We start from the raw sequence: 12,975 nt of genomic DNA, 5'->3' as shown, positions 1-12,975 counted from the left end.
CTTTTTTAGCCTCGTTAATCTGTGTCATTCTTACCGAATATCACATTAAACCAATTCTATCAGTTTGCTTAAGTCTGTAATTTCAATATGTGGCATGACTCTGGTTTCACCTTCTTCAAACAAACTACGGTTATCAAGGTTAATCCAGCACGCCTGTAATCCACTATTAACGGCACCTTCAACATCTGTTACAAGGTGATCACCCACATGTAGGATTTTCTCATGTGGAAGATTTAACAGTGAGGAGGCTTTATCAAACATATCAGGATAAGGCTTAGAGCGACCATCGGGGCCCGCTTTTAAAATATGTGAAAAATACTGCCCTAAACCACAACTTAATGGGTTTGCATTACCATTTGTGATCGCAATTAATGGGATTTTTTGTGCCAATTCGGTGAGAACTTGATGGGTATTTTTAGGCACATTAATGTGGCTACGCCAATAAGCGAAGTGCGCCATAATTTCATCAGCACCTTGCTGTGCTTTAGCTTCACTATAACCGTAATCTAACAACATATTTCTAGCCGCAAGCCAACGCCATTGCGTAATATCATGAAAAATATCAGGATTATTTTCTAGAAGTGGTTTTTTATAGGCATTCACATCTTTTTCTGTGAAATGATTAAAACGTAGATCATATTGACGAATAAAATCCAGCGTCTCTTTTTCTGTTTTATCCATCACTGGCACATTGTCATACAGCGTGTCATCTAAATCAAAAGTCATCGCTGCAATTGGCGTCAGAGTTCTATAAAAGCGCATTATGATTTTTCTCTCTTAGCTCTCGGATGAGCAGCATCATAGACTTTCGCTAAATGCTGAAAATCTAAGTGGGTATAAACTTGTGTGGTCGATAAATTAGCGTGCCCTAATAACTCTTGTACAGCACGTAAATCACCACTAGATTCTAATAAATGTGTGGCAAACGAGTGGCGTAATTTATGAGGATTCACATGGCTACTTAGTCCTTGTTTAATACCCCAAAGTTCAAATCGTTTTTGTACACTGCGCACAGATAAACGCTTGCCGCTTTGGGTTGAGATAAAGACAGCTTTATCCTCAGGTGCATAGAGCTCTCGCATCGGAAACCAATTTTGTAACCACTCTAGCGCTTTTCTTCCCAACGGGACTTTTCGTTCTTTACTTCCTTTACCTAAAACACGAACTTCACCTTCATTCATGTCGATATCGCTAATGTTTAAGTTAGCCAGTTCTGACAGACGTAATCCTGCACCATACATCACTTCCAGCATGGTTCTATCTCTAACAGAAAGAGGATCTTTTAAGTCGATATTCATTAATTGGCTAACTTCATCGACATCCATATTTTTAGGAAGGTGACGACCAGATTTAGGTGTGCGAATGCCTTTTGCTGGATTAACGTCTAACATTCCTTGTGCCACTTGCCAATCAAGAAAGCTACGTAACGCCGAAAAGCGCAAAGCAAGGCTAGTCGGTTGTAACCCACTACGATGACTTTTCGCTAATAACATGCGTACATGTTGGCTTTCAAGTGATATCCATTGTGTGATGTTCATCGCCACCATCATTTGCGCTAATGCAGTCAGTTGGCGATAATAATTTTCTACTGTGACAGGGCTTAATCGGCGTTCAACTTGGATATAACGCAGGAATTGTTCAATAGTGGTAGAGAGTGTTTCTGGAATATCTATTGGTTGATTCATTGCCTTGCAATCCAACGAAGTAATAATTCTGGTAAAATATGGGCGAGCTTATCCAGCATTACTGTTCCCATCCCTTCCTGAAAATGTTGGTTATCTCGGCTATTAAAAATAATCACACCCAAATCGCCATAATGCCCTAACAATGAAAGCGCAACGGAACCAGAGCGTCGCACATTAGGCATCAATAGCATTATCTCTTGCCCATTTAATGTACCTAAATAGTGATTATCATCGCCCATACGTTGAATGCGAAAATGTTCAAATGCTTGACGAGATAATGGAAGATCTTGTGCATCTAAAGGTGGCTGTAATTGCCAGCGATCGGTAAATAGGCGTAATTGAACTGAATAAAGCCCTAATCCTTTAGCCCAAAGGTTTAAACGTTCTAGCATTTCGTGAAGAGAAGCACTGTTGGATAGTTCAGAAATTAATAATAAGAGTTGGCTAAACAGTGCTTCATTTTCAGAGGCTTGTTCTATCAACAAACGCATATCTTCTTCAAGATAATGGATGCGGTTACGTTGACGTGACATTATCCATTCGACTAAAGAAACGGTTCCTCTGACGGGATGAGGAACTTGCATTTGCCCAATATAGCTTGCATTACGGATAAAAAAACCAGGATGTTCCCTGAGGTAACGGATCACTTGTTGATCATTAAGTTCGTTGGTTTCAGGGCAACAGAACTGCTCATTTTTATCCGTCATACAGTTAGCCTCTCAAAAAATAATATTATAGCTGAATGATCCCATCATAAATATGTGTCGCAGGCCCAGTCATATAAAGAGAGTTACCCTCTCCTTTCCATTCAATTAGCAACGATCCACCCGGTAAGGTGACTTTCACTCGTTTATCTAATAAACCTTGTGAAATACCAATTGCCACAGCTGCACAAGCCCCGCTTCCACAGGCATTTGTTTCACCTGCACCACGTTCAAATACCCGCAAATGAAGGTTACTTCTGTCTACGATTTGCATAAAACCAATATTAGCACGTTCAGGAAAACGTTCATGTTGCTCTAACACAGGCCCTAACAACTCAACTTCTGCTGTTTTAATGTCTTCAACCTGAATCACGCAATGAGGATTTCCCATTGAAACTACACCACATAATACAGTGCGTTCCATTGCCCTGATAATATAGGTCTTTTCTGCCTTTTGTGCACGGAAAGGGACTTTTTGAGGTTCAAATTCAGGTTCGCCCATATTGACGCACACGTCGTCATTGTCCATAACATGTAAGGTCATTCTGCCAGACTGCGTACTGACTTTTATCTCTCTTTTGTTTGTAAGACCTTTTAATCTCACAAATCGGGCAAAGCAACGGGCACCATTACCACACTGTGCAACCTCACTTCCATCAGCATTAAAAATGCGATAATGGAAATCGAGCTCAGGATCATAAGGTGCTTCAACCACTAATAATTGATCAAATCCAACACCAGTATGGCGATTCGCTAATCGACATATTAATTCTGGTGAAAAATAAACATTTTGAGTCACAGCATCGACCACCATAAAGTCGTTGCCAAGACCATGCATTTTTGAAAATTGCATCTTGCCCCTGCCTGAAACGAAATTACCGTTTCTAAGATTGACTAATTGGTCTGAGTTGAGGCGCTCTCAACTTGCTGGGTTGGCTGGGATGACTGTGTCATTTTTGCCTGAGTATCTTCAGGAGGGAAATAAAGAGGGCCTTTCAAGCCACAACCAGAAAGAGAAATCAGTGTTATTATAGCAAGAGTGCAACGTAAATACGTTTTCATTCGAAATCTGCCTGTCATTTATTTGGTTAATATCCTCTATAATCGCAGTTAGATCTCGAAAAGCAAATAGGAAATGAAGATGAACGACAGTGAATTTCACCAATTAGCTGACGAACTCTTGTCAGAAATAGAACAAACTATTGATAATTATGAAGGTGACGCAGATATTGATTGTGAAATCAATGGCGGTGTAATGACATTAACCTTTGAAAATAATAGCAAAATTATTATTAATCGCCAGGAAGCATTTCATCAAGTTTGGTTAGCGACACGCTCTGGTGGCTATCACTTTGATTGGAAAGATGAACAATGGATTTGTGATAGAAGTGGCGGTGAATTTTTAACCATGCTAGCACAAGCAATAACAGAACAAAGTGGGGAAGCATTTTCTTTCTAAGAAGCGCGCTTAACTACAATAATGGGAGCCATCAAAGCTCCCATTTGTATTTATTGGCTTGTACTTAATTAAGAGTGTTGCACCGCTTTATAATCTGTAAATCCGTGAGCAACAATATTCATTTCAGGTTGAGTTTCTTTACTACCCAGATCGGATAATTTACCAAAGGATCCGCCTGCAAAAGGTAACACTTGAGTTGATCCATCCACTTTCACAATCTGATAAAACTGTGGCAGATTAAAATTAATAAAGCTTGAGCCGTATGTGAATCGATCATGAGATGAAGAGTAGAAACGGCTAACATCTTTCACTAACTCTTCTTTACTACCTTCACAATGGGAATAAATTTCAACGCGATTTGCTTCATCTAATATATAGATATTAAAGACATTATTATCTTCTGTGGTTTCAAAGAAGAATTGAATAATCCCTTCACAAGCAAAACCATCAATCACCGCAGGTAAATAGCGGGCATCCTTATCTAATTTAACCGGCAATCCATGAAGCTTGTTATATGAAATCGCACCATAAAACTCGATAGCATTTTCTAATTTTTGTACCGACACATTGAGGCGTTCAAAGAACAATCCCCACGTTTGCCCAGCAATGCGTAAAGCTTTAAAACGGCCCGGCTCTAAACGATTCGTTGATAATCGCAATTCAATACATTCTGAGACTAACTGCTGAACACGAGTACGGATTAAACCACGTAAATGTTGGCTATAACAAAATACTTCAACAGAGGCAGGAGGAGCCGCATCTTGGTGCATTTTACCTAATATCGTTTTTAACGATTCCAACATAGATTGTGTACCACTGAAATGAAGGGTTCTAACTTCATTCCAAGAGTTACGGTACAACAAATCAATGCTACCAATAAGACACTGCTCTTTTTCACCGAAACTAAAGACATCTAGTTTTCTAAAATCAAAGTGAACCACTTGATCAGAAAAACTCTCTGTTGGATCGGTTTCTAAATTGACAATAATCGCGAGATGTCTAATTTCACAAGGGCTATACAGTGCCTTCGGCGTTGGTGCAGGTAAACGAATTGGGAAATGGCTCGACATATCCCTAACTAATTCATGCAGTTTAATTTCATCACAAGAGGATTCTCCTTGATGAATATAAACTCGAGACTCTTTTGTTAACAGCCCATTAAAGTAAGACCATGCCACTAATTTATTTAAATAGCGGTTATATTCTAATGGTTGATGTCCAACAATATTTTCAAAATCAGGGGCACGATTATATAAATACCATCCGCTACGATTTGCTCGACCTTGTGGTACATAAATAAAGGTTAAATGTGACTCTGATAAATCTGGTGAGATTTGTGGATTAACTAGTGTAACTTTACCGGGTAATGCTTCAAACGCTGCGTAAAGTTTACGTGTTAGGACACCAATATCTTGCGGGCTTGCACTGACACTTAAATTATTACGACGCGCAAAACGGATAAGATTACGATAGCTTTGCATCATCGTATCTAATAATTCATTGTGTGCATCACGCACACGCTCGATTTTCCAACTATCACGCGTATCGAGTACTGTTAAACGCTCATTATCCCATTGCCATTGAGTGACCAATTGCGATAAGACTTGTCGTCTCCAACCTTCCGGTTCGTTTTGTGTTTTTTCGTTAGATAATTTTTCACACACTTTCAGGTAGAAACAGCGACGGATAAGATCAAGACGAGTTAAATCATTGATAGAAACCAAATAGCGAGTGACACGCTCAAGCATCATACAATAAGCATCTAAACCATAATTAACGATTTCGCCACGGTGTAGATGTTGTTTCATTTCTAATGCCAGCAATTTCCCATTAGGGTAGTCCGCTGAATAAGCTTCTAATAAAATACTTTTTAGTACGGCTTTATAAGGTGAATCAACACTTTTATAGAGTTGCCATAAACTGGCGCCAAAATACTCTTCAGCAGAAAGTTCACCGAGTCCCCCTAGATCTAGCCACTCATTTGGCGTTAATACACCTTGAGCATAAAGGGAGTTAACATATTCGTCATAATGATGTTCTTCTTCAATAGGTACCATCGCCCATAGCAAGCGCTTACCTGCTAGGCGTACTGCTGTACGATAAAATTCATCAAGTAAAAGAATATGTTGGGTAGAGCCACAATCTTCTCCACCTAAGCTACCACTTGCATGGTGACGAAATCTATTTTCATCAATCAAGAAAAACGTAACATCAATGCCTAGTTCGCCAGCCCATTGTTCAATCAATTGGCATTTGCGTTGTAAAAGTGCGCGTTCATCTTGATCTAGCCATGATTGATGGCAGACCCAAATATCAATATCGGAGCAGTGACTTTGACCAATAGAAGAGGTACTCCCCATTGAATAGATGCCAGTAATTGGCAACTCTCCATTGGCGTATCCATCCATCGGATCATCACATAATGCGTTAACCAGCTTATTCGCCCATTGACGTTGCATGTCATCAGGTTCAAAGAAACATGTGCCGTGAGGAACATTTCCTTGTATGTAGCCGGGCAACTCAGGATGGTGGTAATGCAATAAAACAGGAATTAAACCATAGACCTGTTTAAAAACATCACACATCGATGCAAATGCTCGTTCCAGTCTGAGTTGATTAATCGCATCCAGCCGTTGCTTCAGTGTTTCAATATAAAGATACAAGAGTTTCGCCTGAACAATACTAAGAAGATAGTAGAATCTGAGTTTATAAGTGACCAAGGTTGAGTTAGGTAATATTAATAGATAAAACTTTACTAACAAAATCTCGGAAACGTGATCAATTTAACACCTTGAGCGCAAGGCGTAAAGAGGAACTCAAAATATAGCACCAAGATCTAAAAGTGATATTCAAGCGCTTAATCGTGTAAAGCCATCAAATAAATATCTTTATAATCATGAAGATAAATTGTTTTATTTATAAAAAAAATGATAAAAAAAATCTCTCAATCCTCCCTTTACCCCACAAAAACCCCTGTTTACTTAATGATGGAACTGAAAATAAATTTTGACAAAACATAAAAAATAGATAAAAAAGCAAAAATAAAAACAACTGATTGATAATAATGAATTATTTCTATTTTTTGATTGTTTTTTATTTTTATACTTAAAATAAGAATTCTATTTTTAATGTTGCGATAATAATATTTAAAATAATATTTAATTTTTATTAATTATTTATTTAATTTAAGACTAAATTCTTTTCTCTATTTTCATTATTTTTCTTTCTTTTATTTAATAATAGTTTTGTTAAAATTTATCGTGTTTTTATATATTGAAGAATAATAAGAAAGATAAGTAAATTTAAAATAATGGTTGTTTTATCAATATGTTCAGATTAAACATAATATTTATCTCACTTCCCACTTGCAAAATGTTAATGAAATTAACTTAATGTTTTAATTTTGTAAATAACCACACTTTTTATATAGATATAAAAAGAATAAAATTCTGAAAATAACTAAACTCGATAGTATCCACCAATAATTTACTTATTTTTTATTTTCTCTTTCTTTTTTTCTTTTTCGATGATGGCCTCATTTCTTTCATTGTTATTACGACACAAAGCGCCTTAACTGGAAAATTGAGCCTTAAAGTGTTAAAACAATGCCTTATTTCTAAACAAAAATATCGCTAATCGCTCGGAAGAGATAATACTATTATGTCAAAAAGTACCATCCGTATTGCTACCCGCCAAAGCCCTCTTGCTATGTGGCAGGCACTTTATGTGAAAGAACAACTACAACTTACTCATCCAGGTTTAGTCGTCGAATTAGTACCGATGGTCACTAAAGGTGACATCATTTTAGATACACCTTTAGCTAAAGTAGGTGGCAAAGGGCTATTCGTAAAAGAGTTAGAACTTGCTCTACTTGAATCGCGTGCAGATATTGCCGTTCACTCTATGAAAGATGTTCCTATTGATTTCCCAGAAGGCTTAGGGTTAGTTACTATTTGTGAACGCGAAGATCCTCGTGATGCCTTTGTCTCTAATCATTATGATTCTTTAGCAGAACTTCCTGCGGGTAGTATTGTTGGCACATCCAGTTTACGCCGCCAATGCCAATTAAAAGCACAGCGCCCAGACCTAATTATTCGTGATTTACGGGGTAATGTAGGTACTCGTTTAGGGAAATTAGATAATGGTGATTACGATGCTATTATTCTTGCTGTTGCTGGTTTAAAGCGCTTAGGTCTTAACGAACGTATTCGCACACCATTATCTGCTGAGCAATCTTTACCCGCAGTTGGGCAAGGTGCGGTAGGAATTGAGTGTCGCTTAGATGACAATGAAACTCGCCAGCTATTAGACGCTCTCAATCATTCACGTACCGCCATTTGCGTTAAAGCAGAGCGTGCAATGAATACTCGTCTTGAAGGTGGTTGCCAAGTTCCTATTGGAAGCTATGCCATTTGGCAAGGTGACAAAATTTGGTTACGTGCTTTAGTCGGCTCTCCTGATGGCGAAACTATTTTACGTGGTGAACGCTTAGTTGCCCCAGAAAATGCTGAAACCGCCGGTATCTCATTGGCTGAAGAGCTTTTAGATAAAGGTGCTCGAGCTATTTTAACGGCAGTGTATCAAGGCAGCACCCCTGCATGAGTATTTTAGTTACTCGCCCCAACCCAGCAGGAAAGGCATTAACCCAGCGTTTAATTGATGCGGGCAAAACAGCCTTTCAAGCACCTTTAATAGAGATCACCGCAGGTCGTGAACTCTCTTTATTAGATGCTAAACTAAAAGGATTAAGGGCGGGTGATTGTGTATTTTTACTTTCTAAAAATGCGGTGTCATACGCAAACTGGCAGCTAAATCAATTACAACAATCATGGCCAGATACGTTATCCTATTATGGGATAGGTCAAAGCACAGCGAAAGATTTCCAACATTTAAGTAGTCTTCCAATTTGCTACCCTGAGCAAGGAGAAACCAGTGAAGATCTTCTTGACCTTCCTGAGCTTAATCAGGTGAAAAACAAGCAAATATTACTGCTTAGAGGTAACGGTGGTCGTGACTTACTCGCAACAACATTGAGTCAACGAGGCGCAATCGTTGATGAATGCGAATGTTACCAACGCCTATTTATTCATTATTCCCCTGAAGATTTTGCGCTTCAATGGGAAAAAGCACAGGTTGATACGCTTGTTGTCACTAGCGGTGAAATGTTACAACAACTCTTTGATCTGGTCGCTGAATCTAAAAAAGCATGGCTGTTAAACTGCCATTTACTTGTGGTCAGTGAACGATTAGCAACAATAGCAAGAACATTAGGGTGGGAAACCGTCACCGTTGCTGAAAGTGCCAATAATGATGCTTTATTTCATGCATTAATATAGAACCTAAATGAGACGCCGATATGACGGAACAGAAAAATACAAATGATAATGACTTGCCAAAAAATGCAGCTAAAGCTGATGAGAATGTCCGCTATCAGGAAGTCAAACCTGTTAATAACAAGCGCTCAGGTCTAATTGGAAGTGCTGTTGCTATCCTTGTTATTTTGGCAATCGGTGGTGGCCTTTACTATTACACCAATCAACAAGCATCAAAGCTGAGTGTAGAAAATCAATCACTCAAATCTGAGCTTACCCAATTACAACAACTCCAAAATACGTATCAACAACGCTTTGATAATATTGATAGCATGTTTAATTCACAAAAACAGACTATCGATAAATTACAAAACGAACGCCAAACAACAGAGCGTCAAATTCAAGATCTACAAACACGCTTTGCCGCTATTTCCAGTGCAGATGTCAAAAGTTGGCTATTAGCACAAGCCGATTTTATGGTAAAAATGGCAGGCCGTAAGTTATGGAATGATCAAGATGTTGTGACCGCGGTGAGCCTACTAAAAGGTGCTGATAGTAGCTTAGCGGAAATGAACGATCCGAGTTTACTTGAGATCCGTCGTGCTATTAATGAAGATATCAGTAATTTAGCTGCTCTCACCAAAATTGATAATGATGGTATCATCTTACAATTAAATCAGTTAGCAAATCAGATAGATAATCTCCGTTTAGCTGGCTTTGAGCGTAATGGCTCACCAATGGATAAAAACGACGAAACTATTTCAGGTTCACTTTCTGATTGGAAACAGAATCTAAGCAAAAGCTGGAAAAGCTTTATGGATGATTTTATTACCATTCGTCGCCGTGATACTGCAGCTGTTCCTTTATTAGCACCGAATCAAGATATCTATTTACGTGAGAATATCCGTTCACGTTTATTAATTGCTTCTCAAGCCATACCTCGTCATCAAACTGAAACTTATCAGCAATCTCTGGAAGCGGTATCCACTTGGGTACGAGCTTATTTTGATACCTCTGATCCAAGTACAACCGCATTTTTAGATACTGTTTCTGAATTAGAGAAACAACCTATTACGCTTGCAATGCCATCAGAATTGAAGAGCCAGACACTGCTAGAAAAACGTGTAGAAAAGCAAATCCGCAATTTACTGGCACAAAATGAGTATGCAGAGCCACAAGTTGCTGAAGCACAAGCTGTTGAAGCACAAGGTGCCCAAGCTGTAGAATCTGAACATAATGCATCAGAAAGCGTACAAGATGCGGCAGCTGATAGCGTAACTGGTGACACACCAGTAACACAACAAGGAGAATAAGCTTATGTTAAAAATACTGCTCCTTTTTGTGGTGCTTATTGCGGGCATCATTTTTGGCCCACTATTGGCAGGCCATCAAGGTTATGTACTTATACAAACTGATGATTGGGATATAGAAACCAGCGTGACCAGCCTTGTCATTATGTTTGTTTTACTACAATTAGCATTGTTGCTGATTGGCTGGAGTTATCGCCGTTTTATTGGTACTGGCTCAAAAGCATATAGTTGGTTTTCTTTCCGTAAACGTAATCGGGCACGCAAACAAACCAGCATGGCATTAATGAAATTAGCGGAAGGTGATTTTAAAGAAGTTGAAAAACTCATGAGCCGTAATGCAGATTATGCAGAGCAGCCTGTTGTAAACTACCTGTTAGCCGCTGAAGCCGCACAACAACGTGGTGATGAATTCCGCGTTCAGCAACACCTTGAACGTGCAGCTGAACTTGCCGATACCAATCAGCTTCCTGTTGATATCACACGAGTGCGTATTTTATTAGCACAAAACGAAAATCATGCGGCGCGTACTGGGGTTGATGAGTTATTAAACCAAGCGCCACGCCATCCAGAAGTGTTACGTCTTGCAGAAGTCGCTTATACACGAACAGCAGCTTGGCAAGCACTGCTTGATATCATTCCTTCCATGCAAAAAATTGCATTACACACAGATGATGAACTAGAGCAATTACGCCAAAAAGCCTATATCGGTATTATGGGACAAAAGATGTCCGAAAATGGCTGTGATGGACTGAAAAACTGGTGGAAAGCACAGCCGCGTAAAGTACATCACGATAATGCATTGCGTGCTGTTTTGGCTGAACATCTTATTGAGTGTAACGATCCGGATACAGCTCAAACGATCATCTTAGACGGTATTAAACGCCAATATGATGAGCGCTTGATCTTATTATTGCCTCGTTTAAAAAATACAGATGCCAATGTTATTATGAAGGTGCTTAATACATTAATTAAACAACATGGACCAACGCCATTACTCAATAGCACATTAGGTCAGATAGCAATGCAACAAGGACAATGGGCTCAAGCTGAAGAGGCTTTTCGTAATGCGTTAAAACAACGCCCCGATGTTCATGACTTTGCGTGGCTTGCAGATGTATTAGATAAACAGAGGAAATCTGAAGAGTCGGCGAAAGTGCGTAAAGATGCTTTATTAATGACACTGAAAAAGGATCCTGTCATTTTTGAAGAGCCTAAAAAAAGTAAATAAACTCATTCGATAAAAACGTGATCATAAATCGTTTAATCAACGGTTCTAAAAACCCTCTTTATTGAGGGTTTTTTTATGTGATTTAAAAGCCACGTTGAAATAACAACATCACTTCTACACATAAAGTCAAAAACACATACACCCAAGCAATACGATAAAAGCGAGTGGGTATTCCCTTTTGATTTTCTTGCTTAAATGACAGGTAATGTTTTCTCGCGTGATAAAACACTACGATATAAATCAGAGCGATCCCCTGACAAAGAAAAGCCACATATTTAGCCCATGATTTGCCACCAATAATAAGCATGATAAGAGGGATCAAAAAGAACAATAATGGGCCAAACTTCTCTATAAGAAAGAGCTTTTCTTGTGCAAGATATGCTTTTTGTTTATTTATCATATTGATGCTATCTCCAATCTACCCTTGCGCTGGATAATAGCGTGATAATGCAGTGAATACAAAATGGATGTGTGATTGATATATAAAAAAACGCCTGTATAAAACTATACAGGCGCATAAATATACAATCAGGTCTACAGACGGATGGTGCCTCACTCAACGTTTCGTCCTGTTGATGATGAATGATGTTCATCGTTAACGTGGACGTAGGCACCGAATAATCGGCTCTGCATCATTCCTAGGTTTATGAAGCCATATGCTGTCATAAGGAGTGGAATGAGCATCTACAATATACATATAGCATTTAGCGTGCCAATTTTTCATTTTTTGTTAAAAATATCCCCTATCGCTAAAAAGTATAAGATAACTTATTGAATTTTGGTTTTCCTTTCTGGCTTTACTCATTTTCAATGATAAAGAAGCCGTGGTTTATGCTTTCACCATGCTATTGCTAAATAGAAAAGAAAATATAGGGTCTGATATACGTCTCTTTTTCACGACAAGAAAAACACATCAACTATTTAGCCATTTAAAATCAATAGATTACATGTCTCCTATTGGAGACATTAAAAATAGCGAGTGTTGGCATTTACCGACAAATAAAATAAAAGACTTATATTTCATATAGTTAAAATCAATTATTTTACGTATTTAACTCATCTTTTTATGAAGATTAAAATTCGGCAATAAATTAAATTATTAATAACCCTTAAGTGACAAAGATAGCATTTGCGTTAAAAACATCATTTTGGTTTTCTTATCTGGAACATATAACAAGAAATAAAAAATCTGGATAAGAGTGGCGGCTTGTAGAAGTAGAAGTAGAAGTAGAAGTAGAAGTAGAAGTAGAAGTAGAAGTAGAAGTAGAAGTAGAAGT

General features: G+C 38.3%; 12 protein-coding genes. 5 read left to right on the top strand and 7 right to left on the bottom strand.

Annotated elements, in window-relative coordinates:
- Positions 1-45: 45 nt before the first annotated feature.
- Genes yigB through lptM form a run of 5 tightly spaced genes read right to left on the bottom strand, consistent with a single transcriptional unit; the run spans position 46 to position 3,451 of the window.
- Positions 46-762 carry a 5-amino-6-(5-phospho-D-ribitylamino)uracil phosphatase YigB gene (yigB, locus tag CBE70_RS13635; RefSeq protein WP_100159764.1) on the bottom strand — a complete coding sequence of 239 codons (717 nt, stop codon included), beginning with the start codon at positions 760-762 and terminating at the stop codon, positions 46-48.
- Positions 762-1,685: a tyrosine recombinase XerC gene (gene xerC / locus CBE70_RS13630; RefSeq protein WP_100159763.1), complete on the bottom strand. Its 924-nt coding sequence runs from the start codon at positions 1,683-1,685 to the stop codon at positions 762-764. Before xerC ends, yigB begins: the two co-directional genes overlap by 1 nt.
- Entirely contained in the window at positions 1,682-2,392 is a 711-nt protein-coding gene (locus CBE70_RS13625; protein ID WP_100159762.1) for a DUF484 domain-containing protein, read from the bottom strand. Before CBE70_RS13625 ends, xerC begins: the two co-directional genes overlap by 4 nt.
- Positions 2,393-2,417: 25 nt before the next feature.
- A complete protein-coding gene (gene dapF / locus CBE70_RS13620; protein WP_099076350.1) occupies positions 2,418-3,242 on the bottom strand; it encodes a diaminopimelate epimerase in 825 nt (274 codons plus the stop codon).
- A 41-nt stretch (positions 3,243-3,283) separates the two neighbouring features.
- Entirely contained in the window at positions 3,284-3,451 is a 168-nt protein-coding gene (gene lptM, locus CBE70_RS13615; protein WP_071788576.1) for an LPS translocon maturation chaperone LptM, read from the bottom strand.
- Between the two features lie 79 nt (positions 3,452-3,530).
- Here lptM and cyaY point away from each other — a divergent pair, with 79 nt between their 5' ends.
- Positions 3,531-3,848, top strand: a complete 318-nt coding sequence (gene cyaY, locus CBE70_RS13610; RefSeq protein ID WP_088494024.1) for an iron donor protein CyaY — start codon at positions 3,531-3,533, stop codon at positions 3,846-3,848.
- Positions 3,849-3,916: 68 nt separating this feature from the next.
- On the opposite strand, the gene CBE70_RS13605 is transcribed toward cyaY, so the two are convergent.
- A complete protein-coding gene (locus CBE70_RS13605) occupies positions 3,917-6,511 on the bottom strand; it encodes a class I adenylate cyclase (RefSeq protein WP_100159761.1) in 2,595 nt (864 codons plus the stop codon).
- A gap of 997 nt (positions 6,512-7,508) precedes the next feature.
- Here CBE70_RS13605 and hemC point away from each other — a divergent pair.
- The 4 genes from hemC to hemY are packed head-to-tail and all read left to right on the top strand — an operon-like array spanning position 7,509 to position 11,698.
- Positions 7,509-8,450, top strand: a complete 942-nt coding sequence (gene hemC / locus CBE70_RS13600) for a hydroxymethylbilane synthase (protein ID WP_100159760.1) — start codon at positions 7,509-7,511, stop codon at positions 8,448-8,450.
- Positions 8,447-9,184, top strand: coding sequence for a uroporphyrinogen-III synthase (gene hemD, locus CBE70_RS13595; protein WP_100159759.1), 738 nt, complete (start codon positions 8,447-8,449; stop codon positions 9,182-9,184). Before hemC ends, hemD begins: the two co-directional genes overlap by 4 nt.
- 20 nt (positions 9,185-9,204) lie before the next feature.
- Complete coding sequence (hemX, locus tag CBE70_RS13590) at positions 9,205-10,473, top strand: uroporphyrinogen-III C-methyltransferase (protein ID WP_100159758.1); 1,269 nt, start codon at positions 9,205-9,207, stop codon at positions 10,471-10,473.
- A 4-nt stretch (positions 10,474-10,477) separates the two neighbouring features.
- Positions 10,478-11,698, top strand: a complete 1,221-nt coding sequence (hemY, locus tag CBE70_RS13585; protein WP_100159757.1) for a protoheme IX biogenesis protein HemY — start codon at positions 10,478-10,480, stop codon at positions 11,696-11,698.
- 82 nt (positions 11,699-11,780) lie between these two features.
- Here the strand turns inward: hemY and CBE70_RS13580 are convergent, their stop codons facing one another.
- Complete coding sequence (locus CBE70_RS13580; RefSeq protein ID WP_100159756.1) at positions 11,781-12,098, bottom strand: hypothetical protein; 318 nt, start codon at positions 12,096-12,098, stop codon at positions 11,781-11,783.
- Positions 12,099-12,975: the final 877 nt, after the last annotated feature.

The organism is Proteus columbae, from assembly GCF_002777965.1.
Classification (GTDB): Bacteria; Pseudomonadota; Gammaproteobacteria; order Enterobacterales; family Enterobacteriaceae; genus Proteus; species Proteus columbae.
Note: the sequence above shows the minus strand (reverse complement) of the source record. Positions and strands in the feature narration are given on the sequence as shown.